The sequence below is a fragment of the Methanobacteriaceae archaeon genome (genome assembly GCA_013403005.1).
Classification (GTDB): Archaea; Methanobacteriota; Methanobacteria; order Methanobacteriales; family Methanobacteriaceae; genus Methanobacterium.
Map to the genome: position 1 here is coordinate 182,228 of JACBOA010000007.1, position 23,909 is coordinate 206,136.

Annotated in this window: 25 protein-coding genes and 2 pseudogenes; 12 read left to right on the forward strand and 15 right to left on the reverse strand. The window is 37.1% G+C overall.

What is annotated here, in order from left to right; translation table 11 throughout:
* Positions 1 to 44: 44 nt before the first annotated feature.
* Both HVN35_06825 and HVN35_06830 read right to left on the reverse strand, forming a co-directional pair.
* Positions 45 to 536 (reverse strand): rubrerythrin family protein, encoded by a 492-nt coding sequence (locus HVN35_06825; protein NYB52251.1) that lies wholly within the window; start codon positions 534 to 536, stop codon positions 45 to 47.
* A 404-nt stretch (positions 537 to 940) separates the two neighbouring features.
* On the reverse strand, positions 941 to 1,147 hold the full coding sequence (locus tag HVN35_06830; GenBank protein ID NYB52252.1) for a histone family protein: 207 nt from the start codon (positions 1,145 to 1,147) through the stop codon (positions 941 to 943).
* Between the two features lie 153 nt (positions 1,148 to 1,300).
* On the opposite strand from HVN35_06830, the pseudogene cofH reads away from it, so the two are divergent.
* The 4 genes and pseudogenes from cofH (at position 1,301) to HVN35_06850 (ending at position 3,398) form a co-directional block, all read left to right on the forward strand.
* Positions 1,301 to 2,414 (forward strand): annotated as a pseudogene (gene cofH / locus HVN35_06835) (5-amino-6-(D-ribitylamino)uracil--L-tyrosine 4-hydroxyphenyl transferase CofH).
* A gap of 303 nt (positions 2,415 to 2,717) precedes the next feature.
* A complete protein-coding gene (locus HVN35_06840; GenBank protein ID NYB52253.1) occupies positions 2,718 to 2,846 on the forward strand; it encodes a HEPN domain-containing protein in 129 nt (42 codons plus the stop codon).
* Positions 2,831 to 3,055, forward strand: a complete 225-nt coding sequence (locus HVN35_06845) for a HEPN domain-containing protein (protein ID NYB52254.1) — start codon at positions 2,831 to 2,833, stop codon at positions 3,053 to 3,055. Before HVN35_06840 ends, HVN35_06845 begins: the two co-directional genes overlap by 16 nt.
* Positions 3,056 to 3,122: 67 nt before the next feature.
* Positions 3,123 to 3,398, forward strand: coding sequence for a nucleotidyltransferase domain-containing protein (locus tag HVN35_06850; GenBank protein NYB52255.1), 276 nt, complete (start codon positions 3,123 to 3,125; stop codon positions 3,396 to 3,398).
* A gap of 225 nt (positions 3,399 to 3,623) precedes the next feature.
* Here the strand turns inward: HVN35_06850 and HVN35_06855 are convergent, their stop codons facing one another.
* From HVN35_06855 to HVN35_06870, 4 genes are all read right to left on the reverse strand, one after another.
* Positions 3,624 to 3,893: a hypothetical protein gene (locus HVN35_06855; GenBank protein ID NYB52256.1), complete on the reverse strand. Its 270-nt coding sequence runs from the start codon at positions 3,891 to 3,893 to the stop codon at positions 3,624 to 3,626.
* A gap of 271 nt (positions 3,894 to 4,164) precedes the next feature.
* Positions 4,165 to 4,521, reverse strand: coding sequence for a hypothetical protein (locus tag HVN35_06860; GenBank protein NYB52257.1), 357 nt, complete (start codon positions 4,519 to 4,521; stop codon positions 4,165 to 4,167).
* Positions 4,522 to 4,566: 45 nt separating this feature from the next.
* A complete protein-coding gene (deoC, locus tag HVN35_06865) occupies positions 4,567 to 5,238 on the reverse strand; it encodes a deoxyribose-phosphate aldolase (protein ID NYB52258.1) in 672 nt (223 codons plus the stop codon).
* A gap of 129 nt (positions 5,239 to 5,367) precedes the next feature.
* Positions 5,368 to 7,152, reverse strand: coding sequence for a tRNA uridine(34) 5-carboxymethylaminomethyl modification radical SAM/GNAT enzyme Elp3 (locus HVN35_06870; protein ID NYB52259.1), 1,785 nt, complete (start codon positions 7,150 to 7,152; stop codon positions 5,368 to 5,370).
* A 483-nt stretch (positions 7,153 to 7,635) separates the two neighbouring features.
* On the opposite strand from HVN35_06870, the gene HVN35_06875 reads away from it, so the two are divergent.
* Together HVN35_06875 and HVN35_06880 are read left to right on the forward strand one after the other, a co-directional pair.
* Positions 7,636 to 7,917, forward strand: a complete 282-nt coding sequence (locus HVN35_06875) for a PRC-barrel domain-containing protein (protein NYB52260.1) — start codon at positions 7,636 to 7,638, stop codon at positions 7,915 to 7,917.
* 19 nt (positions 7,918 to 7,936) lie between these two features.
* Complete coding sequence (locus HVN35_06880) at positions 7,937 to 8,290, forward strand: DUF2098 domain-containing protein (GenBank protein NYB52261.1); 354 nt, start codon at positions 7,937 to 7,939, stop codon at positions 8,288 to 8,290.
* Positions 8,291 to 8,439: 149 nt separating this feature from the next.
* On the opposite strand, the gene HVN35_06885 is transcribed toward HVN35_06880, so the two are convergent.
* Both HVN35_06885 and HVN35_06890 read right to left on the reverse strand, forming a co-directional pair.
* Positions 8,440 to 8,622, reverse strand: coding sequence for a hypothetical protein (locus HVN35_06885; protein ID NYB52262.1), 183 nt, complete (start codon positions 8,620 to 8,622; stop codon positions 8,440 to 8,442).
* Between the two features lie 435 nt (positions 8,623 to 9,057).
* Positions 9,058 to 10,716, reverse strand: coding sequence for a cobalamin B12-binding domain-containing protein (locus tag HVN35_06890; GenBank protein NYB52263.1), 1,659 nt, complete (start codon positions 10,714 to 10,716; stop codon positions 9,058 to 9,060).
* 154 nt (positions 10,717 to 10,870) lie between these two features.
* Here HVN35_06890 and HVN35_06895 point away from each other — a divergent pair, with 154 nt between their 5' ends.
* The 6 genes and pseudogenes from HVN35_06895 to HVN35_06920 all read left to right on the forward strand — a co-directional run bounded on the left by HVN35_06895 (position 10,871) and on the right by HVN35_06920 (position 15,300).
* Positions 10,871 to 11,113 carry a hypothetical protein gene (locus tag HVN35_06895; protein ID NYB52264.1) on the forward strand — a complete coding sequence of 81 codons (243 nt, stop codon included), beginning with the start codon at positions 10,871 to 10,873 and terminating at the stop codon, positions 11,111 to 11,113.
* 163 nt (positions 11,114 to 11,276) lie between these two features.
* Positions 11,277 to 11,864 carry a TetR/AcrR family transcriptional regulator gene (locus HVN35_06900; GenBank protein ID NYB52265.1) on the forward strand — a complete coding sequence of 196 codons (588 nt, stop codon included), beginning with the start codon at positions 11,277 to 11,279 and terminating at the stop codon, positions 11,862 to 11,864.
* A gap of 118 nt (positions 11,865 to 11,982) precedes the next feature.
* Complete coding sequence (locus HVN35_06905) at positions 11,983 to 12,774, forward strand: 4Fe-4S ferredoxin (GenBank protein NYB52266.1); 792 nt, start codon at positions 11,983 to 11,985, stop codon at positions 12,772 to 12,774.
* A 54-nt stretch (positions 12,775 to 12,828) separates the two neighbouring features.
* A pseudogene (locus HVN35_06910) lies at positions 12,829 to 13,211 on the forward strand (cupin domain-containing protein).
* Positions 13,212 to 13,570: 359 nt separating this feature from the next.
* Complete coding sequence (locus HVN35_06915; protein ID NYB52267.1) at positions 13,571 to 13,858, forward strand: hypothetical protein; 288 nt, start codon at positions 13,571 to 13,573, stop codon at positions 13,856 to 13,858.
* A gap of 569 nt (positions 13,859 to 14,427) precedes the next feature.
* Entirely contained in the window at positions 14,428 to 15,300 is an 873-nt protein-coding gene (locus tag HVN35_06920) for a 4Fe-4S binding protein (GenBank protein ID NYB52268.1), read from the forward strand.
* Positions 15,301 to 15,366: 66 nt separating this feature from the next.
* On the opposite strand, the gene HVN35_06925 is transcribed toward HVN35_06920, so the two are convergent.
* The 7 genes from HVN35_06925 to HVN35_06955 all read right to left on the reverse strand — a co-directional run bounded on the left by HVN35_06925 (position 15,367) and on the right by HVN35_06955 (position 23,647).
* The gene (locus HVN35_06925) at positions 15,367 to 17,526 is read right to left on the reverse strand and encodes a glycosyltransferase (protein ID NYB52269.1); all 2,160 of its coding nucleotides are present in this window, start codon (positions 17,524 to 17,526) and stop codon (positions 15,367 to 15,369) included.
* A 278-nt stretch (positions 17,527 to 17,804) separates the two neighbouring features.
* Positions 17,805 to 18,335, reverse strand: a complete 531-nt coding sequence (locus HVN35_06930; GenBank protein ID NYB52270.1) for a DUF2115 domain-containing protein — start codon at positions 18,333 to 18,335, stop codon at positions 17,805 to 17,807.
* A gap of 210 nt (positions 18,336 to 18,545) precedes the next feature.
* A complete protein-coding gene (locus HVN35_06935) occupies positions 18,546 to 19,076 on the reverse strand; it encodes a DUF2115 domain-containing protein (GenBank protein ID NYB52271.1) in 531 nt (176 codons plus the stop codon).
* A gap of 202 nt (positions 19,077 to 19,278) precedes the next feature.
* Entirely contained in the window at positions 19,279 to 21,363 is a 2,085-nt protein-coding gene (locus HVN35_06940) for a DEAD/DEAH box helicase (protein ID NYB52272.1), read from the reverse strand.
* A gap of 68 nt (positions 21,364 to 21,431) precedes the next feature.
* The gene (gene moaC / locus HVN35_06945; GenBank protein NYB52273.1) at positions 21,432 to 21,911 is read right to left on the reverse strand and encodes a cyclic pyranopterin monophosphate synthase MoaC; all 480 of its coding nucleotides are present in this window, start codon (positions 21,909 to 21,911) and stop codon (positions 21,432 to 21,434) included.
* Between the two features lie 268 nt (positions 21,912 to 22,179).
* Complete coding sequence (cbiD, locus tag HVN35_06950; GenBank protein ID NYB52274.1) at positions 22,180 to 23,352, reverse strand: cobalamin biosynthesis protein CbiD; 1,173 nt, start codon at positions 23,350 to 23,352, stop codon at positions 22,180 to 22,182.
* 37 nt (positions 23,353 to 23,389) lie between these two features.
* Positions 23,390 to 23,647 carry an MJ0307 family thioredoxin gene (locus HVN35_06955; protein ID NYB52275.1) on the reverse strand — a complete coding sequence of 86 codons (258 nt, stop codon included), beginning with the start codon at positions 23,645 to 23,647 and terminating at the stop codon, positions 23,390 to 23,392.
* Between the last annotated feature and the right edge of the window lie 262 nt (positions 23,648 to 23,909).

The window sequence follows — 23,909 nt, forward strand, 5'->3', positions numbered from 1 at the left end:
GGATTCAGTTCTTTATAATCTCTGGTATTATTATTTAATCAATTTCAATCAATTTTCATGAAATCTTTCTTCAATGCTCCGCATATAGGGCAGATATCTGGTGCTTCATTCTCCACCGTGTTACCGCAGTGCCCACAAACGTAATAATCCACTTCTTCGTTGTTCCCCAGAGCATCCAGTGCTTTTTGGTAGAGCACAGCATGAATCTTCTCAACCTGGTTGGCAACATCAAAAGTCCACACTGCATTTTTATTACCTTCCTGTTGAGCTTCCTTTATGAAGTCCGGGTACATGGCTTCAAATTCTTCTATTTCACCGGAAATAGCTTCTTGCAGATTCTCAGCCGTACTTTTAATACCTTCCATTACCATTAGATGGTTATGGGCGTGAACTGTTTCAGCCTCAGCAGCAGCCCGAAATAGTTTGGCAACTTGAGGATATCCTTCTTCATCAGCTTTCCTAGCAAAAGCTAAATATTTACGATTAGCCTGCGATTCACCTGCAAATGCTTCTTTCAAATTATCTATGGTACTCATAAAAAATCAACCTCTTATTTTTTTTAGATATTCTGAATACATTTCATTTTTTCAAGTTTAAAGAACTTTTTGTTTTTAAACTTAATATTTTTTATCTTTTATGCAGTGAGATGTTATCCAATAATTCTAAATCAAAAAAATAAGGATTATAAGGTCTCAAATCGTGAAATAAGAAAAATTTTATTTAACAAAATTGATTATTGGAAGTCTGTTGATTATAAAAATTAAGCTATTTTATAAAATTTTTAAAACAAAACCAGAATCTACATTTGGAAAATAGTTGAATTTTTGGTTATGGTGAGAATCATTATAAACTTGTATGATATTGGAAGATACAGTTTATGTTAACTAGAGAAAAAACTATTTACACCCTAAAAAATAAGAAAAATAGAAAATAAAATATTTTATAATGATTTGACGGCCATTTCAATATCTTCGGCTTTGACAGTCTTTCTACCAGCGTGTTTTGCAAGTTCGACAGCTTTTTTAGCTAGCTCTTCGCCATTTTCTTCCAGAGCTTTGGCTAAAGCCTCCTTTGCATCATCGCTAATTCTTTGTGCACCAGCATTTTTTATGATCCTTCCAACTGGAGCAATTGGTAATTCAGCCATATTTTCACCTCCTAATCTAGCTAGGACTCTATAATATTTAAATATATCGGTTTTCATGACATGTTGGGCCATGACATTTACCATGCACACTCACCAACTGTGATCATCAAGCAACCAAAACTTTAAAGGTTACATAGTCCAATAGGAATTCTCATGAATAAGACTCCGGACATTGAACCCACCATAGAAGAGATACTAAATAAGGCAATAGAAGGCACTATTTCATCAGAGGATGCATTAAAGTTAATGGACACCACGGGATCTGAGTTCCAGGCTTTGATTCAGGTTGCAGACCAACTAAGACAGGAATTGGTTGGTGATGAGGTTACCTATATTCAAAACTGGAACATCAACTTCACTGACATATGCACAGGAAAATGTGGTTTCTGTGCCTTCCGCAAGGACCCGGGGGAAGAAGGAGCATACTTTCTGGATGTAGATGAAATTGTCAGAAGGGCTAAGAATGCATGGGATGAGGGGGCCATTGAAGTATGCATACAGGGAGGTCTGCACCCTGAGGCGGATGCTTACCTTTATGAAAAAATACTTCTAGCAGTTAAAGAGGAAATTCCAGACATTCATATTCATGCTTTTTCCCCAATGGAAATCACTATGAGCATCAAAGTCTGAGTTAACCATTAAAGAAACATTGAAGATGTTGAAAGATGCAGGATTGGGTTCCATGCCAGGAACCGCTGCTGAAATACTTAACGATGATGTTCGCAGGGTTATATGCCCTGGTAAACTCAAAACCCGGGAATGGGTGGATGTAATTGAAACCGCACACCAAACTGGGGTGCCCACCACTTGTACCATGATGTACGGGCATGTGGAAAGTATAGAACACAGGGTGGAACATTTAGAAATCCTTAGGAACATTCAGAAAAAAACTAAGGGGTTCACCGAGTTTGTTCCACTTACCTTCATGCATCAGAATGCTCCCATTTACCGGCAGGGAATCTCCAGCCCGGGAACCACTGGAACTGAAGACCTGAAACTTTATGCAGTGAGCAGGTTAATGTTTGGAGATTTACTTAAAAACATCCAAGTTTCATGGGTGAAACTGGGATTCAAATTCGCCCAGGTATGCCTCACCGCTGGATGTAATGATATGGGTGGAACACTGGGGGAAGAGAATATTTCTAGATCTGCCGGTGCACAGCACGGTGTTTACACACCACCTGAACACTTACAGTATATTATCAGGGATCTGGGAAGGATTCCTGCTGAGAGGGATACTCTTTATAATAATATAAAACCAATATAACATCTTTAGCATTATTTTGGATGATTAATCTTATTAACGTTATAATATTTTCATATTACTTTTAAATTAATTTATCATAACTCAGAGTTTTTGTAATGTAAATAAAATGTTTTTTTGGGCTTCCTTTTGTCAAATACTGTATATAATCACAGGTTTTATGCCCATTGAATTTAGGTTAAAATAGGAATTATTATTTTAAACCCTCAATCCATTTTATCAATGAAAAGTTTTAGAATTAACGAATAAAATACCTGAATATTCTTTTAGAAAAATATTATTATAAGTGTCCACAGAACTGATATTATGCGAAAAGATGTTGAGAATTGGTGGAGGCAGGCAGAAAGAGATTTGATTACCGCCGAAAATTGTAAAAACTCTGAAGATTATTATGCTTGTGCCTTTTTTGTCAACAATCTGTGGAAAAAGGTTTAAAAGCCTTGTTTATTCTAAAAAATCGTACCAGCTCAGGAAAAACTCATTCCCTAATTTACTTGGCCACAGAAACTGATACTCCTTTGAAATTTCACAGCTTCCTCCGTAGGCTTGCACCGGAATTTGTAACTACCAGATATATCCTGATGCAGGTTATGGGACACCTTTTGAAATCTATGATGAAGAAATCGCCACTGAAACTCTTATGAAAAGTAAAGAGGTGATGGAGTGGATAAAATCACAGATGAACAGGTAGGAAAATGGTTAGACAGATTCCTGAAAATTATCAAAGAAAAATACCAGCCTGAAAAGATATTGATATTTGGCAGCCGCGCCCGTGGCGACCACCTCCTGGAAAGTGACATGGATATCATCATAGTCAGTTCCAAATTTCAGGGAATAGATTGGATTAAAAGGATAAGGGAAGTATCTGACCTATGGGAAGGACTGGTACTCTTAGAACCACTATGTTACACCCCCCAGGAATTTGAAGAAAAAAGAAAACAGATAGGAATTGTTAATCAGGCGGTTAAAGAGGGTGTGGAAGTTTAGGTGTGAAATTTTAAATTAGGGGATGTGAGGAAGCCTGATTTTTAATCAAAGTTGCCAAGAAGGATTGTAAAAATAAAAATTGATTAGTGGGTAAGAAGAAATAAGAGAATATTTAGAATACTCTCCAACACTACCCATTGCTTTTAGGATTGATAATAGAGTAATAATAGCGTAATTCATATGTCATTCAGTTTTATGGTTAATTTAAGTATTTCTTTAGATTTTTTAGCTTTTTCTCCGGTAATGATAAATGAAAATAAGAGTAACTATGGATACTACAATTCCAATAGCGTTAGGTGTGAATATATACCAGTTGTTGATCCCGGCCCCGTAAATAGTCCATAGTGAGCAGTTCACTGCCAGGGCCATGTAAATAACAGGTGACACTTCATCAGATTTTTTTATTTCTCGAATTTTCTGTATCTGGGCCAATGGACTGATAAAGGTCACCACTGCGAATATGCTGGCCATTAGACCTATAATTTCAATTGACATTTTTATATTCTCTTTTTATATAATTCAACAATCTCTGATGGTATTTCCTTTATTGGAAGATATGAAAAACTTATTTAGAGTAATACCTTGATAAGAGATTTTTGATGCTCAGGATCAGGTAATTATGGTAAATTCCATCGATGAAGTTTAATTTGATCATCATTTGATGTCTGTAATAGTTTCATCACTTTTTAAGTATCTCTAAATAGTCTTTAATAGAGTGTAAATTAATAAAATTGCAACTACACTTTAATGGATTCAAACTTATGGGTTACAATTTCTTTATAACCGCCCAATCCCCCTCTTCAACACTCTTCAATACATCCAAACCCTCAATTACCAGTCCAATATGATTAACATCAGAAGCAGGCTGAGAATCTCCGAAAAAAATACAGAATGCTTTTCCAGGTGGCCAGTAGGATATGTCCCCCTTTTCTGAGGATGGTGAGGGGTTTTCATAATCTGCTTCCAAGGGTATAGGAAAATAGATTTCATCCTGCCAAAGCTGGATTTCTCCTTCCATGGGCAAGTTTTCATAGAATAAATCTGCAGTTTTAGGGTTCCGGTCATCTAGAACTCCTCTTAGTTTCCCTTTTTCTAATATTTCAATCTCTATCTCTAATTTCATCGCCATTAATCTATTCCCCCTTCTTTTAATCCATTTGCTTTGAATCTATTCTGTCTGGTTTAGAAGATCCTCCATTATCTGCACCCCAGTGGAGGTGCCAATTTTACTGGCCCCTGCATCAATCATGGCCATGGCAGTTTTCAGGTCCCTTATTCCACCTGCTGCTTTCACTCCCATTTCCATACCCACAGTATCCCGCATAAGCTGAACATCCTCTACTGTAGCCCCAGTAACTCCAAATCCTGTGGATGTTTTCACGTAATGGGCTCCTGCTTCACGGGCCAGCTGGCAGGCGGTTATCTTCTCATCATGTGTTAATAGGGCGGTTTCCAGTATGACCTTCACCACACATCCCCGTGCTGCACCCACCACCCCAGCGATATCGGCCTGTACCAGAGAGTGGTGTCCGGATTTCATGGCTCCTACGTTCATAACCATATCCAGCTCTGATGCACCGTTGGCTACAGCCTCTTCCGCTTCAAAGGCTTTGGCTTGTGGTGTTTGCACTCCGAAAGGGAATCCTATAACCACACAGACTTGGGTGTTGGAGTTTTCCAGCAGTTCACTTGCCAGTGAAGCCTGGGTTGGTGTTACACAGACACAGCTAAAGTCATAGTAATCTGCCTCCTGGCAGAGAACCTCTATATCTTTATCTGTAGCATCCCTCTGTACATTGGTATGGTCAATCATTCCTGCCAGTTCCTCTATGGATATCATACAATCAATCCCTCCGTTTATGGTATTTTAAGTATCTAGCTACATTCAAGTACTATTTAGTATTTTGATGTTAAGATGTATTTTTTTACATATTGAATCATTTTAACTCGCATAGGCATAAATAAATATTTAAACTAATTTTTTAGCCATATAAGGTCCTTTTCTTTCATATCCAAACTTACGGTAATAGTTACGAACTCCTATACCACTGGTGATGAGTATTTCTTTTTTATCATACTCCTCGGCACTGATAAGTTCTGCTTTTTTGATCAGTTCTTCACCGTAGCCTTTGTGCTGCCATAATTCCTCGGATCTTTCCCCCAGGGGCATCATGGGTCCGTAAACATGCAATTCTCTGATTAATGCAGTGTTTTCAGTCACTTCAGGTCGGTGTGCATGTTCAGACGGCATGCGTAGCCTTAAAAATCCAAGGAGGACATCTGATTTTGTATCTTCCATGGAAAGGAATATCTCATCCCCTTTACTGGCTAAATAATCCTCTCTCATGAGTTTAACATTCTCTTCATGGGTATGTGTTCCCTTTGCAGCCTGATGTCCTACTTCTCGGCAACGGATGCACTGGCACTGAATTTCTTCTTCTTTAAGTTGTTTATATACCAGTTCACCCAGATTAGACTTTAAAACTCCTGCTTCTATGAGTTGAGAGGGAATATCTCTCTGAATGCGCATGGTACGCACCCATTTAGGCAGAATCTTTTTCACTTCGACTATGAGTTCAACTGCCTCTTCTGTGGAATAAGGATGGTATTTTCCTTTCTTCCATAATTCGTAGAGTTGGGATCCTTTAGTCACCAGGCAGGGATAGATCTTCAACATGTCTGGTCTGAAATTTTCCTCAGAAAAGAGTCTCCTAAACATCCTCAGGTCCCTTTCAGGGTCAGAGAAAAGACCCGGCATGAGATGCATAGCCACTTTAATCCCGGAATCCTTTAAAATGCGGGTTGCGTCTATAACATCCTGCACACGGTGGCCTCGTTCTACACGGTGATAAATGTAGTTGTAGATTGTCTGCACACCCAACTCCACACGGGTAACGCCCATGTTAAGCATGCGATTTACATCCTCTTTTTTAGAGTAATCAGGCCTTGTTTCAAAAGTCATTCCCACACAACGGATACTGGAGGTTTCATTGGCTTTTTGAACATCCTCCAAGTACCGGAATCCATAAAGCGCATTTTTGTCTTTAGATATATTTGGAATTAGTTCCCCTGCATGGGAAATTTTATTTCCATCACCAGAATTCATCCCATTATCTGATATTTGTTTTTCATCACATGAGAACATTCCATTGTCTGGTATTTGTTTTTCATCACCTGCGAACATTCCATTGTCTGATATCTCTTTTCTATCATCTGAAACCATGGCTGATTGTTTTAATCCAAAATCAGTCATTGCCTGAAGGCACTGGGTGATGAACCACTCCTGGAAGCACAAATACCTGGAGGGGAAAGTACCTCCCATTATTATGAGCTCAACTTTATCCAGTGGGTGGCCAATGCTCTCTAACTGTTGCAGCCGATTATAAACTTGTCTGTAAGGATTAAAATCATACATTCTTGCTCTCAGTGCTGCTGGTTCTTCTCCCGTATAACTGGGGGGTGCTAGTGTACTTTCAGGACAGTAAAGGCACCTACCATGGGGGCATTTATGAGGAGGGCACATCACAGCCACCACTGCCACGCCGGAAATGGTTCTGGTTGGTTTTTTCTTCAAAATCGGAATAATATGTTCTTTTTCATCCGCCCTGGCTTGTTGGAGAATTTCTGAATTTTTGGGAAACTTTTTAAGTCCATAGTCACGGCAAACCTTGAATTTAGCCTTTTCCAAGTCCTTCCGGTTTTTAATTTTACCATTTAATATATCTTTAATTATGGATCTAGCAGCATCTTCCATTTGTTCTTCTCCAAAAACAGTTAATCAACCATTTAAGTTAATAAAAATTCATATTTCACTCTTTAAGGTTTTCTTTTAAAATTCTTTTTTTCAAGTTTCTTCACTTTAAAATTAGATTCGCTTGAAAATATATGTGTTAATTATTTAGTTTTTCCTTTAAGTACTTCCATAGTTCTCATAATATCAGTTCATCATATTATTAGACTATAAAAGAGATAGTATTGCCATGGGAATGTCAAACATCCTGGAGATCTTAAAGGAGTATGTCATATTTTGACACAGATTAGGTTAATTAATTATTAATTGCTTTTAAGGGTATTAAATGACAGGGGATAGTTCGATACAGCCACATAATATGATAGGTTACAATTTAAGAATTAATTTGCTGTATTAAATCATATCTTTAAATTTAGTGGATATGAAGGCTTTTTAAATGGAAAAAAATTATATACACTAAAAAACAGAGAATAGAATGGTGTTTAAATGAAAGTGAGCGACTTTTTCGGGCGAAGAGTTTTGGATAAAAAAGCGAATGAAATAGGTAAAGTTGTGGATATGGTCATAAAACCAAAAGAGGGTGTTATATTAACTATGATCATATCAACCAGTGATTTTGGCCTTACCAGAAAAGATCTGGAGATTGAAACTGCAGATATTGAAGAAGTGGGGGATTATATTTTATTAAATGTTGATAAGGAAGAATTAGAGGTTCGGACGAAGCCTGATGAGGTAAAAGAGAAAAGACGGTTGGATATAAAAAAATAATAGAATAAGAAAAGAATAAATGGGGGTGAAAAAATTGGAAACAGTAATTTCGAAAGGTAAAGAGATTTCTATAGGTGCTCATGTAAGATACAGTGGTACTGGCAGTGCAGGTGAAGTTTTAGATATTCGCAGTGATGAGGAGGGGGTTTGGGCTAAGGTCGACACCACCCAATTATGGTACAACAGCCGATACCTGGAGCTTATGGATGAAGATGAATACCGGAAACTCGAATCCAGAAACTCTCTCAAGAAAGCCAGAAAACTCAATGAAGAAGAAGATGAGAAAGAAGTCACCAGGAAAAAAGTTGAACGTATCAAACAGAACTTAGAAGATGTTGATATGAGTGGTGAACTTTGTGATGGAGGAGGTTGAATATATAAACTCCTCTAATTTCCTTATTTCTCATTCTTATTTTCATTAATCCGTTTTTTTTAATAATTCACTATTTTTCATAATTCAAAACTAAATGCATATTTGCACGAATTATGAAGTTTTAAATCTCTCTGTTATTTATTTCCTTTCTAATTTTTTATATTACTGATACATTCTTTTAATGATAGTTTCACTGCTGATTTGTCAACATTAAGCTCTTCCAATGCATTGACACTGTTAGTTCCCTGACTGGGCTTGTGCACAGGATCGCAAATGGTCTGGTTGTTGGCAGGCAAATGCACTGGGTCGCAGATAATTGGTTCAGAAACCATTTTATAAATGAAATAAACAGCAAAAAGTGTGACCAATCCGGATATAATAGCGATTGTAATCTTTATTTTTTCGTTCTGGATGAAATAGTCAATGAAACATGCAATAAAATAACTGAGTATAAGGCCTAAAACAAGAGGAATTGAAATGCTGAAAATAAACCGCAGAGGATTTGCTGAAAAGAAATAGGATGAAAAATATTTGAAGATGTGAAAAAGATTGCTGCTTTCAAGAATTATAATAATTAAAGCGCTAAATGGGATTATAAATAGGAGAAACAAAATTATTTTAAATTTATTTGGATAAAATATTAATCGCATATCTACCATAACATTATTTTATCTATTTTAATATTTAATTTTTAAAGTGAGATAATAGGTGCTGATTCAAAAATTAAATAGAATTAATTAAAATTCTAAAACTTCCTTAAAACATGTTTAAATTCTTAAAAGTCTCCCCAGAGTATCTGAATTTTGAAGATAATCCCCCACACCTTTTTTAATAAATTTTTTCTCCATCATTTGAAATCTCCACATCTTCCCTGCCAGCCTATCTGCTTTTTTGGCATGATCTCTGTAAAAAAGGGTCATATCATGAGCTAAAGTGTTTATTCTATTTTCAATGTTGGATTCAGCCACTAAACCGTAAATCTGGAGCAATGAATTTAATGTGAATGTATTACAAGTTTTAATAAGACTAATAGTTTCCTTTTTCAGTTTTTTAGTTTTTTTCCCAGGATAAAAACGCTGTATTAAATTCGCACGATAAGAAAGGGCAATGAGTTGGTGTGATAGTTCGCTGTAGGGTGAATCTTCCCGGTAAAATGTTAGGGTGGTCATGCGGAACATTTTCTCCACAGCATCATCTTCTATCTGATAATCCCATTTAGGCCAATTACCTCTTAAAAGCCCTCTATTTTTCACCATTTTTTCCAGGGGTGAGCCAGCCACTATTTCTGCTCTTCCAAAATCAAAGGCCTTATCTATATTTTTATTCATGAAGTAAAGGTTCTGGTTAATTTCATTTAAATTTGCACGGGGATGGAACATCAGCAAATTAAAGGTTACTGCCATATCAAAATCTTCCAAAAGTTCCAGGGAAGTGTTGACTTCTTCAATTGTTGAACCGCGGGCTAAAGCTTTCAAACCACTGGCACTGGCATTTTCAACCCCTAAAAAAACTCCAACACAACCCATCTCCTCCATGATTGTGAGGATCTCTCTGTTAACACCATCAGGTCGTGTTTTTATTAGCATGGCTATTTCGTCTAGTTCCACTCCATGTTTCACCAGGGATTTTTTGAGGGATTTCAAGCGTTTTAAAGAGTCTTTTTTCCTCGGTAAAAGGAAATTATCATCGTGGAACTGGAATAATTTCACCTTCTTTTTATGGTAGAGTCCTGCCATTTCCCTGGCCACATTTTCTGGAGTTCTCAGTGCGAAGGGTAATCCATTTTTCATCTTATGGAAGGCACCAATGCAGCAGTATATGCAATGGGAATGAAAACATCCCCTGCTACTTACCAGAGTACCAAAACGTTCACCTAAACGGATATGGGGTTTTTCATCCCGCAATGGAAAAGATAACTGGTCTAGGTTCTGGAACTCATTTATTATGGGGTTTTCTATTAAAAAGATATCTTTTTCAGAATTATTGCTCTTTGAAGATGTATAAACTAAATTTGGCACATCCTGTAAACTTTCATTGCGGATTAAAGCATTAATCAGTTTTAAGATGGGAGTTTCTCCTTCAAAACGGATGACTGAGCTGATGTTTTCATCTTCCAGAATTTTTGCGTATTCAAATGTTGGAAAGTGTCCTCCCACAGTTACGTGCACTGAGGGTTTTTTTTCTTTAATTTTCTCAATTAAATCCAGGAACATGGTAGCTTTGGACTGAAATGCCATGGAAACAGCCACCAAGTTAGGTTTGAAGGATTTCAATTGCTTTAAAACATTCGGAAAATCTTTATAATCTGAGCAGGGAACGATTTTCACGGAATGTCCTTTACTTTGAAGTTCTGCTCCAAGATATCTGATGGCCAAGTTTTCTTCATTTTCTGATCCTATCAGCAGAACTTTTCCATATTTTTTCATGTTTAACCAGAAAAATGTGGGTGAAATTTATTCAGATACATATTCAGATAAATTTTAAAATCAATATTTACTTATTGTAATCTATATGTAATTGTATTATCTAATAATAATATCAATAGAAATATGTATTTATAACATTAATGGGGGTTGAAAGATGGTTGAAAATAATCAAGAACAATACTGGATGCTGGGATTTTTAGGATTTCTAGGATTTTTGGGACTAAATGGGTTCACCTCCCATGATCCCTGGCAGTTTTTCCTATTCTGTCAGTTTGGACTTTTTGGCTTTTTCAACTTCAAATACCAGAACAAAGCTATAATGGCAATTGCACTTCTAGGTGTTGCACTGGGACTAATACTGGGAATATTAGGTATTTTAGGGATTATTAAGGTTTAATCTGCTTTTATATTTTTTTTACAAGTTGGTTAAAGGTAAATTTAAATACTATTTTTTGCAAAGTTTTTGCAAAGGCATAATACATACCGACGGTCGGTTTTTAATATGTATTGTTGTTTTCTATCTAAATATGATGGATGATCAAAGTCTTTGGAGGTAAGTTATGGCTCTGAGAAAATCAAGAGAAGAAAGAATAGATGAAATAACTCAAGCGGCTATTGAGGTATTCCTGGAAAAAGGATTTGAAAATACTACAATGGAGGCCATAGCCCAGAAAGCAGGAGTTAGCAAAGGAGGCCTTTACCACCATTTCAAGAGCAAGGATATGATCATGATCATGGCCAATGAGAAAATCAGTTCAAAAGTTCAGGAATTTATGGAAAACTCTATGAAATTTACATCAGCCAGTGAGGGAATACTGTATTACATTGAAAATTATATCCGTTACTGGCTGGAACATCCCAAAGAAACTGCTTTTTTATTCATGTCTATAGCAAAAATAATGGAGAATCCCGAGCTATTAAAATATTACAAGCAGTACACTGCAGATTACCTGGAATTTTTTCAAGGTGCATTTACTAAGGGGATTCAGAGGGGAGAATTCAAGCCTCACAATGTTAGTGTAAGCGCCCTAACTTTAATGTCCGCTCTGGATGGAGTTTTGGGTTATATGATATTTGATGATAAACTAAAATTGGAAGAAATTCTAGAGTGTTTTGAGGAGAAATTCATCAAATCCATTGAAAGATAGATATTCTGGCCAAGTAATTGTAATTATTTATTTAAACTTATTTATCTAAACTTAAAAATTAATTTAAACATAAAATTTAGTCTAAAATCTCTTAAAAATTTAGGGGAGGATGGTAAATATGGTAAATGATATAATTGATTTTTATTATTTCTCAGGAACTGGAAACACCTTACTGGTGGTTAAGAAAATGCAGGAAACATTCCAGGAGAAGGGGATCACTGTAAATCTGTATAAAATTGAAGAATCTAACCCTGCTGATCTTAATTTAAACCATACAATAGGTCTGGGATTTCCCATAGCCGAGCTTTCTACCTATCACTTTGTATGGAAGTTCATCAGAGCACTGCCAGATACTAACTTATCCACAGAGATATTCATGGTGGACACCCTTGCCGGATTTTCAGGGGGAATTGTAGGGCCGGTACGTGCAATAGTGCAAAATAAGGGGTACAACCCTTTAGGTGCAAAGGAAATAGTAATGCCTCCTAACATATTTTACATTCAGGATGAGAAAACCTGCCAGGATAAAATTCAAAAAGGACTTCATGAAGCTGGAGAATACGCCCTGGAAATCTTAAATGGAAAATCAGAATGGGGAAGGGTGCCAGTGATTTCTGATGCAGTTTACTATGCTTCACTTGCCGGTTTGAAACTAACCCAGTCCAATCTCAATCAGAAACTCCTGCACTTGGAGACCCGGAATAAAGAATGCCGTAAATGTGGAATATGTGTCAAACTCTGCCCGGTGGATAACATTAAAATGAATGAAGGAGAATATCCTCAGCATGGTTTTAACTGTGCGTACTGTTTAAGATGCACATCCCTGTGTCCGAGGAGTGCCATTAGCTGTCCCCTCAATTACCAGGGTAAAACATATCGGGCAGTTAAAGCAAAAGAATTTTTAATTTAAAACATGTTTAAGTTTAACATATTGATTTTAAAAAAATGATTTAGGAGTTTGAAAATGAGTCTGGATTTCAATAAGGTGGATAATGGAAAAATTATTCATTTAATAAATGAAGTTAATGTAAAGGATTTAACTTGGAATGAAGCTTCTTTTGATGGTATTTTCCTAAAACATCTGGTAAAGGGGGATTTAACCGATAAAAAATTAAGTTTCATCTGGTTAAAATTAAAGCAGGATTTCAAATTGGTGAACATATCCATGAAGGAAAATTAGAGCTACATGAAGTTTTAGAGGGTCAAGGTAAAGCACTCCTTAAGGGAAAGGAGATTAAATACGAACCAGGGGTTTCTGTAGTTATACCTCCAGATATTAAGCACAGTGTGGCGGCTGGTAATGAAGATCTTTACCTGTTGGCAAAATTCACTCCAGCTCTTTTATAATTATCTCTTTTATAATCATTAATACCAGATTTTAGGAAAGAATGCCATAGGAAAATGTCAAAAGAAGGGAATTAATTGTCAGAATATGATTCAGATGAAATTAAATCTATATTATAGAAAGGTTAGTGAATGTAGATTTAGTCCACAGGAAAAGCACAATGAACTTATCAAGTATAATGCATTTGAGGCAATAATGAAAATCTACCTTGATTCTGATGGTGAAAAAAAATTGGAGAATTAGTTGAACTCATCTTGAAAGTAGAAGTCCCAAGACACGGAACATGGGCCAATGTTTTTTTGGACAGTTGGTAAACCATAAATTAATATACTAGGAAGCCCCAGATTAGATAAGGGGTATTATGGTTAAGAATATACCATCTGTCAGATTCCCACAGCGGAAAAATCAATTTAAAAAAATGATGGATAAGGTGAGATCCCGCGTTGTACCCAGTAAAAAGTCGGAGCAAATTCTCTGGCTGAAACATTCTGCACAAAGCACTAGAACAGCCAAATGGATTTTCAAAGACCCCAGACGATGGGAACGTTTCCTGGAAGAATACCATGAAGAATTTAACAAAAAAATCAAACTCATGGATGAGATCAGGGATAAAAAGATAGAATATGAAAAAAATTATTGGGTCAATTAGCGGCAAAAGATCCTTTTCCTTATTACATACTATAATCTTTGAAGAATGTATCTTTGAAGATTTCAATACCATTTCTAGAATATTTGCGATATTTACCGTTTTTTGAAATTTTATTGGACTATCCAAACTAATTATTGGAATATCATAACTAGAATGGATTATTCGATGTTTTTTGGGATTTATTTTTATTTGGATTTATAAACCATTGAGTTGATTACTCTGTAAATTATACATTTCCTTATTTTTAATAAAAAAATATTAAATAGTAATACTTATTATTTGGTGTGTATCAAAGTGAGTTAATTAAAAGAAAAATTTCTCTTTTTTTTAATCCACTTAAATCTAATTTGTGTTCGTTTCTTTTTGTGGATTTAAAAAAATTTGAAAAACCTTTTTTATCATGTATATAGATACAATTCATTACAATTAAATTCTTTACTGATATGCGATTTTTCTTTAATTATATCTCTATTGATGTCTATTGCATCTCAATTGTTTTCCTCCAGAGGGTGATTTTGATTGAATTAGATAAAAGATAAAAGATTTTTAAACCCATTTGGATAATTATAGTGATGAAGTTCAACTTTTCAGACATCAGTGTAAGGGTTATCAGGTCCACATTTAACACTCGATTTGTTCTGGCCAGCCTATGCAAAAAATTACCTCCTCTGGCCTGGTTTGTGGGTAAATTGTTCTTTGATGGGGATGATATACAGGTACTTCCCCGCGATGATGCCATCAGAGTTAGCGAGGGAAGATATGTCAGAGAACTTGAATTAAATGCAAATGTTCCCATTTCCAATGAAAATACAGTACTTCCCAGTCAAGTTTTAGAGGAGATGATTAAAAGGTCAAGGTACCATTTCATTATGGACAATTGCATATGCAGAACTTCAAATGATTGCAAGAATTTCCCCCAGGATATGGGTTGTCTCTTTCTAGGTAGGGGATCACAGAAAATATCCACCAAACTGGGAAAATCAGTATCAGCAAAACAAGCCCTGGAACATGTTAATAAATGCCAGAAGGAAGGGTTGGTTCCCATTATTGGTAGAAATAAGATTGATAGTGTATGGTTAAATACCGGGCCTAAAGAAGAGCTTTTATCAATCTGTCACTGTTGTCAGTGCTGCTGTTTATGGAAAATGACTCCAAACCTCCCTGAGGATCTCTCAAAGAGTTTTACAACCATGGAAGGTGTTGAAATAAGATTCAATGAGGATAAATGCACTGGTTGCGGTCTATGTGTGCAAGAAGTGTGTTTTGTGGATGCAATAGCTCTGGTTGATGGTAAAGCCAGCAGAGATTCCCAGAAATGTAGAATATGTGGTAGATGTGTGGAAATATGTCCAAAAAATGCTGTTAGCATTATAATGAATGTAAACTCTTTAAAACGTGCTTTGAAGAGAATTGAACCCCTGGTGGATGTTGAATCCTCCTGAAGAATTAAAATAAATTTAATTTTTAGTACATCTGTCTCCTAATGAAAATAAATATAATATTATCTACTAATTTCCTGTGTGCTGGGTTTTAGCCCATCTTCTTTCTTTACGGGTTATCATGTGAATGAATGCAGCAAAGAATAGTGGAATAAGGTACAGGCAGTAAGCCCAGTATTCAACAGCACGAACTATTGACCTTAAAATGCCGATTTTATCCCGTCGTATTCCAAGCAGAACCCCTGGGAAGAAGGCTACTGTAGAAATCAATCCAATAATCACCGGAGCTTCCATGGCAAACCTGTAAATGTTTCCCAGATTCAATATCAACACCACATATCCCAGCATTACAAAGGCAGTAAATAGAAGGAAAACCAGGTACTGAATGGAGTCAATCTTTTTATAAAGAGGTATTTTTGAATCAATTATGGGTGCAAGATAGACAAAAAGGGTTTCCAGGTTTCCAGTTGCCCATCGCACTCTCTGTCTGAAGAAAGGTTTCCAGTACGGAACTGCTTCCTGCCATACCACAGCTTCAGGACAGTAACGTATTTTCTTACCTTCCAGGATCAGTTTAATACTCATATTCAGGTCTTCGGTAACTGCAAATCCATCCCATCCTTCAATATTTTCCACAAACTTTTTCCGGGTTAACTGACCATTACCTCCTAAGAATCCGGATTTACCCATAATATCCCGTGCTCTAAGGATTACATTTCCAAAAATAGAGAATTCAACTTCTTGCATCATGGTCAGAAGGTTCCGTTCTGCATTGTACATGCGCACCCTGGCCTGCACTCCAGCCACATCATCCTCATCAAGATAAGGAACAATTTTATTGAGAAAATCTGGTTTTATACGGGCATCTGCATCAAAAACAGCTATCACTTCCCCCTCACAAATTCGCATACCATCATTTAAGACATACCCTTTACCTCTACCTGCCCGGGGTGGCTTACGGGTCACAATCCTCAAAAAACTAAACTTCTCTTTCAATTCCCTGAGAACCTGTCCTGTCCTATCAGTAGAACCATCGTTAATTACAATTATCTCATAGTTGCGCTGGTTATTTTTATAATAATCAATTTCTGCCAGGGAGCTGATACAGCGCTCAATAGTGAATTCTTCATTGTGTGCGGGGATAAGTATGCTTATAAAAGGCTGCTCCTCACTTCCAGGTGGGGATTGTTTTTTCAGGCTTACTGTGACTATGAACAGGTTGTAAATAGCCGGAATAAACAGGAGATACATCAGCCAGGTCATGCTTTTGGTGGCTACTCCGTATGTAACCATTGAAGCAATGATGGCTGAAATGAAGAACACTGCAGTTTTTTCTATTTTCAGTTCTTCGTCTTTGACTGTTATTTTATGATCCATTTGTTCTATTTTGTCTTTTTCAGTTTTATGCTGCTGCAGAGCAGTTTCAAGAGTGCTGTATAGTTCATCTATCTGGTATGGTTTGGGAAGATAACCATATGGAAAAGTTTTCTTAGCTCTTCTCACAGTTTCCTCATCAGTATAGGCGCTCAGATATACAACAGGAATATCCAAATCATGAATTTTTTCTGCAACTTCAATCCCATCCAGGTCACCAGTTAAAACAATATCCATCAGCACCAGATCTGGACGGAACAATTCTGCCTTTTCTATGGCCTCATGGCCGGTGGTCACTGTATCCACCACAAGGTAACCCTTTTTATCCAGTTCTCTGGCCAGATCCATGGCAGTTATGATCTCATCTTCCACAATAAGTATTCTGGGGCGTTCCTCCCATGATTCCTCTTCTTCTGAAGTGTTTAATGGTACTTTTTTTCCTAATCCTTCATGAATTATAGTTTCTAGCCTGTTACGGTATTCTCTATGCTTTTCCAGAGCTGTTTCCAGAGTTAACTGAAGTTCCTTATCAGGGTAAGGTTTAATAATGTAACCGTAAGGAGATGCAGATTGGGCTCTTTGAAGTGTATCATTATCAGAATAAGCAGTTAGAAAAACTACAGGGATTTCCAGGGAGCTTATCTTCTCTGCAGCTTTTATTCCATCTATATCGCCCTGGAGAACAATATCCATAAGAACAACATCTGGTCTTAGTTCTGCCACGGTATTGATGGCTTCTTCTCCACTGTGGACTATGGCTGGCACGGTGAAACCAGCCCTAAGTAATTTATCCTTGAGGTCGATGGCGGTAATCATTTCATCTTCAACAATGACCACTGATGGGGGTTTTTTCATAACTTCTCCCTTTATATGTTTAATAATTGTATTTTGTTTGGAATTTTGTCTGAATAATATCTTTCACACTTTGAGCTCTTGATTTTTCATAAAAGCCAACTTTTTTACCTTTCCAAAAGAAAAAAAGATTTATTGCATAAAATATAGGCAGCATTCGCACGCTTCCTATTTGCCAGATGTTGCCAGATGTGAATGAATCTGCTTTATGATAAATTTTTTATTGAGGTTATTTAGGTGATTATTTCGTTTTTTATCTTTTTAATAGATTCATTGAATTCCTAAACATTGGGGTCCTGAACTGAAACACAGAACCTGCAAAGTGCACTGGGGGTATCTTTTTGTTTATCCTTAACTGGGCATAAATAATTACCATCAACCAGTTTAAGGGTGAAACCACCGGGAAATCGTGTTCCCACGGGGTGTATGGGTTCTTCTTTTACAAAAGTGGTATAAGTAGAAACAATTTTGGCTATATGGTGGAAACAGGCCTCATCATCACTACTGGAATTTTTTGACATTTTTTTCTGAACTTCTAGAAATTCTTTAAGCTTATGGGTTTTCACTTGACCTTTATATTCAGTTTTATCATCTTTTATATCCTTGATGCGACTGAAAAATGCTTTGGTGAAGCGGGCAATGTAGTCGTCTCTTTCCCCGAGGGGCATGAATTTGGCATCCTCTCTAAGGAAATTAGATGCCTTCATAATATTCTGGATGTGAATAGATCTGGCTTCTGTTTTCAAGACATTCAATAAATCTTTTTTACTTATTCCCTGCTTAAAATCCAAATCATCAAGTTTTACTTTCATCAGATCCCTTCATCAGTTTGTTTTTCTTTATTTAAACATCAATTGGCCTGAACTATGGTCCACTTGATGTTCAATTACTTTAAGTCCAATTATCTAAATTTAAGAATCATTATCAATATGGCTAAAATGGCCATGAAGTGCTTGTATAAATTGGAGGTTCGCGTAAACTTTTTTCATAAGTTTATTTAAGTGTTTATTGTATTATTCGAGTTACATATCGGGTTCCTGCTTAGCAATACAGAAACCACAAACAGCAAGAGGATTATTTTTATTATTTTCTTTAACCGGGCAGTAATAAATCCCTTTCTCTTCACGGACCTTTAAACCTCCTGGAAATAGTGTGCCTACTGGGTGCACTGGTTCTTCCCTTACAAAAGTTGTGTAAAGGGACATTATCATGAAAGGTTTGAAAGAAGGATGATCATCTCCCAATTCTTCTACCATTAATTTTTCCTGTTTATTTAAAAGATCAATAGCCTCTTTAAATTTCTTACCATCTACCATGCCTTCATAATGAGTTTTATCATCTTTAACATCTCTGTAGCTCATTAAATAGCCTTCTATGTATAATTTGATATATATCTCCTGGTATTTGGGATGAACATGTTGCATACTCTTCCTAAGAAAGGTGCAAGTTTTCATGAAATCGTGAATATGAAGTTTCTTTGCTTCGCCTTTGAGAGCCTGCAGTAAATCATTTCTATCTATTTCAAATCCCAAATTAAGGTCTTTAATCATCATTTGAATGTCTCACTTTTTTAAATTAGTTTTGAGCTAGATTTTAAGAGACTATTTTAGTTATTTAGCAAATTTATATATTTGATAAGGTTAATTTTTCAAAAGAAGTGTTAAAATGTGGAGATAGGTGTGAAGTGGCAATTTTTAATGATTAGGAATTGAATATTAATTCTGATGATTGATGGTAGGAACTTATTTAGAACTGTTAGTTACTCCTGTTATGATATTTTTTAAGAATATTTTCAGCTGTTTTGGGGCCAATACCTTCAATCCGCAGGAGCTCTTCCCTTGAAACATATCGAAGATCAGTTCCAAAAGCATCAACCAGTGCCCGGGCACGTCTCCGCCCCAAACGTTTAATTCCCACAACCAAGGGTATGAGTTCTTCTCTCACACCGTAGTATAGGCGGGCACTTAAGGTTTCCATAGCATCAAGGCCATTGTAGATTCCCAGAACCTGACAGATCTCCCGATGGAATTTCACCAGTTGCGATGCCTCATAGGCAGCTCTGCGGGTGGATGCAGCGTAAACATTAAACGCATTTTCTATTTCGTATTCACTCCGTTCATCCATCCACTCCATAAGAGTAGCAGCAGTGGCTTCTTCATTACCCACATCCACCACAAATAAACCAGCCTGATTCAAACGGTCACGCACCGGATCTCTGCTCTTCCGGCCTTTGAAAGAGATGGGTATAAGGTCTGGTGTACGACATATCTCATAAATCAAGCGAGATGCATCGAATTCTCCACTCGAACGGGCAAATTCCTTAAGACGAACCGCAGTCTGCACTGCATAGTTGCTCCCTGCAATTAACATGCCCAGTGCAGTGGCACGAAGACCATCGGGAACTGCCTGGATCATACCGTGTTCCATCAAAAAATCTAGTGCTTCTTTAATCTGATATTCCAGAGTATCTGAGGCAAACAGGGATGAATATTCAGAATTAGTCATCTGAAAACCTGAAAAGGTATCTTTGAAAAATTCCAGGAGTTTTTCTGGGTTTTTAGCCATTCCTGCTGCAACTTGAGATATGATCTGCCGGTAGACCGCGTCACGATTTTCTAATAAGCGGGAGTTGGTTGTTTCAATCTCCCCGTAGATATATTGATACTGTAATTGTTCAGCTTCAGGTAGAGTTTTACCTATAAGATAGGAGTAACCCTTCTTATCAAATCCGGGACGCCCAGCACGACCTGACATCTGCAGGTAATCAAATACTGGTATGGGTTGGGGGCCCTGGCTGGTCCAGCGAGTGTAATCTCTGATAATCACATTCTTGGAGGGTAGGTTAACTCCATACATCAGGCTGGGGGTGGCAGTAATCATTAGCAGGTTACCTTCACGGAATTCTTCTTCAATAATTTCTTTCTGCCGGTCGAACAACCCGGCATGGTGGAAGGCCATGCCATTTTCAGCACATTCTGCCAGTTTTAAGCACACTTCAGTGGGTAGGGATCCTCTCCTCCTAGGGACATCCAGAATCTTCTCTGCTACCTTTTTAAAGTCCTTCTTTTTTTCCTGAGGCAAATTCCTTTTTATTTTACCTGCCAGATAGTTGGCCAGAGATTCAGTGAAACGACGGGTGGAAACAAAAACCAGCGCCTGGCTGGATTCATCCATGGAATCCTTTAAGATCTGCAGAATAACATCATTCTTGTTTTTGGTACCGTACTCTTCAGCATTGAGTACTTCTTTAAAGAGAGGCACCGGACGGTAGTCATGTTCCACCACCCGTGCACCCAGCCAGGTGGAAAGTTCCTCCATATTCTGTAGTGTGGCGGATAATGCAATGATCCTTATGCCTTCGTTTAACATACGGGAACGAGTGATGGCACATTCAATGGTGGGACCCCGACTGTACTCCCCGATCATGTGAAATTCATCCACAATTACCAAGTCAATATCAGAAAGTGTGTTCCAGCTGAAACGAGTCAAAGCATCGTAGGATTCAAAGACCATCACTGCCAGGTCAGATGAAGAGGGATGTTTACCCACCTTTATCCCGTGATCTTCAAATTTTTTAAATTCCTTAATTTTTTCATTCTGGATGGATAAAAGTGGGACTGCATAAACCACTTTACCTCCATCTAGGATGGTGCGTAAGGCAGCCAGAACTCCCAGCAGTGTTTTTCCACTGGCGGTGGGAATGGCGATGATGTAGTTTTCAGATTCATCCAGTAACCCCGCATCTAAAACAGCAACTTGGGCAGGGTTTAGCTCATGGATCTGGGGATAGGAATCTTTTATTATTTTTTTTATCTCAGGATCCATGGATTCAAGATTCATTTGTTGGATCACCTTGGTTCAGTATTTAACAATTCAAAATTTGTAATTCTGACATTCGATATGTTATTTTAGCATATTTCCTGTTTTTCCTTTCTAATAACTTCAATATCAGATATGCGAGTGGTGGGATACTGTCCGTTTTCATCTTTTTCAGCACTTTTAACCATATCCCAGATGGTAAGTAAAGCCACACTTACTCCGGTAATTGCTTCCATTTCCACCCCTGTTTTTCCAGTGCTCTTTACTTCAACTGTGACCTTAATATGCTCTGGTTCCACTTCAAATTCTACTTCCACCCCACTGATGGGTAGGGGATGACATAAGGGAATTAAATTAGCAGTTGATTTAACGGCCTGAATAGCTGCGATCTGAGCAGTGGTAATTACATTTCCCTTTTTAACTTCCCCCTCTTTAATAACTCTAATAGTATCTGAATTTAATTCTATTTTACCTGATGCCAGAGCCGTTCGCCTGATAATAGGTTTATCACCCACTTCTACCATGTGCACCCCACTTTTAGTAAGATGTGTGAGTTTTTTTCCATTCATTGCACTTCTTCCTGTTATTGTTTGATTAAAGATGAATAAGTCATCCTCTTAAGATAAACCTGATGAAGTTGAAATTTCTTTAATATAATATTTAGCTTAAATATTATTAAATGGGGTATTAATTCTATGAATTTTCCTTTTGTATTGTTAATGCACTTAATTAATGCACTTAATGGATGATGGTTCTGTAGTAATTATATAAATTACATAAAAATTATAATACCTTCCTTAAACCTACCCAAATAAATAAATTTAACTGGAAGGCATGTTAAACGGAGATTTTAACTTTATGATTACTATTTAAGACAGTTCCATCCATTTTAAGAATCAATACTTCGGGATATATATTAAAACTTTCCTGGCAACGTTCCCTGATTGCCTGGGCTATGGAGTTGAAAACTGCCTCTGTCATATTCTCTTTTTCCAGAATCTCTATCATGTCCTCGGTAGTGTTGGAGTTATAGATCTTCTCCATTAACCTCTTTCCACCACCAACCAGCCCTGTGTGTGTGGCTATTATTTCCCTACGAGCATCAGCCAGTTTATGTTCAGTTTGAAAGATACCACCCGCAATTTTTACCAGTTTACCCGCATGACCTAAAATAATCAACTTAGATAAATCACACTTCTGAGCTTCTTTTAACATGTAACCCACTAAATTACCCATTTGAATGATCTGGTCGTCATTCACATCCAGCAAACTGCGGGCCATTTTTTCCCCAATATTTCCAGGTACGAAAACCACTTCATGGTACCCTTCGGCCACCGCCACATCCAGTTGACACTTTTTTGCCTTTTGAAAACTGTCGGTGTTCATAGAACGTGCAATACCAGTTGTTCCCAGTATGGATATCCCATCCACTATACCCAGACGTGGATTCATAGTTCTGTGAGCAATCTCACGACCACGAGGTATTGTAATTATAACCTCTGCACCTTTGCCAGGTGGAAGTGCATCTTCCAAGTTTGAACGGATCATATCCCTGGGAACCGGATTTATAGCCACCTCGCCCACTGGCAACTGTAATCCAGGTTTGGTAATCCTTCCCACACCTTCTCCACCCCTGATTATTATTCCGGGTTCTGGAAGAACATGTACTTCCGCCTGAACTTCCAGATTAATTGTCACGTCAGGGTCGTGATAGGGCATTTTAATCACTGATGCCTTGCCTGAGTTATCTGCCAACTTAATAGAGCTTTCAACTGAAATATCCAGGCATCCCAGGGGAGTTTTTATTTTCACGGAGGATACTTGCTTTTTTATTGATAAAAGAGCGGCTAAAGCTGCAGCAGTAGCAGCACTTCCAGTGGTGATTCCGAAATCATCACTTTCCTGGGAAAAAGAAACATTAGAGGGGGGTGAATTATTTTTTCCCTGGCCAGGGTTAGAATTTAAAATAACAGAATTCTGGTTTTTAGGACGGGAATTATGGTATTCCATGGTTTATTTTATTCTAAATCTTTTTAATTAAATCTTTTTATTTAACTTCTTCTTCAATGGCTCTCAGTAGTTCTTCTTTGCCTGGAGCACCTACAAATTTCACTACTCCGTTTAGAGCAATTGCTGGAACTGCCATTAGCCCGTATTCCATAGCTTTTTCCCGATCAACCATTATGTCAATTTTTTCAACTTCTAAAGCTCCGGGCATCTCTTTTTCAACTTCATTTACAACTTCTACAGCCATTGGACAGTATGGACAGGAAGGAGATGTAAAAACTTCTACTTTAACAACCATTGTTTCACCTCTGAGTTATGATCTTATCTATTTACTTTTCTTCTAGATTTAATTATTATATTAGATTCTAATTGTATTGAATTTTATTAATAAACCTAATTAAAACTTTAGATGAGCATCGCTTTTTTAAGAGTAATAATAAATTTAAAAAAATAATTTAACATCTACAGAGATTTTATTGAGATTTATTTAACCAAAAATTATTTTTTTGGTTTATTGTCTTGAAACTCTTATATCTCTCAAAGAATAGAGGAGAAATTTA

Excerpts from the sequence above, each read along its gene's own strand:
- HVN35_06890 (NYB52263.1), bottom strand. The coding sequence starts at position 10,716 with ATGAAAAAATATGGAAAAGTTCTGCTGATAGGATCAGAAAATGAAGAA.
- HVN35_06840 (NYB52253.1), top strand. The coding sequence starts at position 2,718 with ATGCGAAAAGATGTTGAGAATTGGTGGAGGCAGGCAGAAAGAGATTTG.
- deoC (NYB52258.1), bottom strand. The coding sequence starts at position 5,238 with ATGATATCCATAGAGGAACTGGCAGGAATGATTGACCATACCAATGTA.
- HVN35_06855 (NYB52256.1), bottom strand. The coding sequence starts at position 3,893 with ATGTCAATTGAAATTATAGGTCTAATGGCCAGCATATTCGCAGTGGTG.
- HVN35_06870 (NYB52259.1), bottom strand. The coding sequence starts at position 7,152 with ATGGAAGATGCTGCTAGATCCATAATTAAAGATATATTAAATGGTAAA.
- HVN35_06925 (NYB52269.1), bottom strand. The coding sequence starts at position 17,526 with ATGAAAAAACCCCCATCAGTGGTCATTGTTGAAGATGAAATGATTACC.
- HVN35_06880 (NYB52261.1), top strand. The coding sequence starts at position 7,937 with ATGGGGGTGAAAAAATTGGAAACAGTAATTTCGAAAGGTAAAGAGATT.
- HVN35_06905 (NYB52266.1), top strand. The coding sequence starts at position 11,983 with ATGGTAAATGATATAATTGATTTTTATTATTTCTCAGGAACTGGAAAC.
- HVN35_06915 (NYB52267.1), top strand. The coding sequence starts at position 13,571 with ATGGTTAAGAATATACCATCTGTCAGATTCCCACAGCGGAAAAATCAA.
- HVN35_06885 (NYB52262.1), bottom strand. The coding sequence starts at position 8,622 with ATGGTTTCTGAACCAATTATCTGCGACCCAGTGCATTTGCCTGCCAAC.
- HVN35_06875 (NYB52260.1), top strand. The coding sequence starts at position 7,636 with ATGAAAGTGAGCGACTTTTTCGGGCGAAGAGTTTTGGATAAAAAAGCG.
- HVN35_06930 (NYB52270.1), bottom strand. The coding sequence starts at position 18,335 with ATGAAAGTAAAACTTGATGATTTGGATTTTAAGCAGGGAATAAGTAAA.
- HVN35_06830 (NYB52252.1), bottom strand. The coding sequence starts at position 1,147 with ATGGCTGAATTACCAATTGCTCCAGTTGGAAGGATCATAAAAAATGCT.
- cbiD (NYB52274.1), bottom strand. The coding sequence starts at position 23,352 with ATGGAATACCATAATTCCCGTCCTAAAAACCAGAATTCTGTTATTTTA.
- moaC (NYB52273.1), bottom strand. The coding sequence starts at position 21,911 with ATGAATGGAAAAAAACTCACACATCTTACTAAAAGTGGGGTGCACATG.
- HVN35_06955 (NYB52275.1), bottom strand. The coding sequence starts at position 23,647 with ATGGTTGTTAAAGTAGAAGTTTTTACATCTCCTTCCTGTCCATACTGT.
- HVN35_06940 (NYB52272.1), bottom strand. The coding sequence starts at position 21,363 with ATGAATCTTGAATCCATGGATCCTGAGATAAAAAAAATAATAAAAGAT.
- HVN35_06935 (NYB52271.1), bottom strand. The coding sequence starts at position 19,076 with ATGATGATTAAAGACCTTAATTTGGGATTTGAAATAGATAGAAATGAT.
- HVN35_06860 (NYB52257.1), bottom strand. The coding sequence starts at position 4,521 with ATGAAATTAGAGATAGAGATTGAAATATTAGAAAAAGGGAAACTAAGA.
- HVN35_06825 (NYB52251.1), bottom strand. The coding sequence starts at position 536 with ATGAGTACCATAGATAATTTGAAAGAAGCATTTGCAGGTGAATCGCAG.
- HVN35_06900 (NYB52265.1), top strand. The coding sequence starts at position 11,277 with ATGGCTCTGAGAAAATCAAGAGAAGAAAGAATAGATGAAATAACTCAA.
- HVN35_06895 (NYB52264.1), top strand. The coding sequence starts at position 10,871 with ATGGTTGAAAATAATCAAGAACAATACTGGATGCTGGGATTTTTAGGA.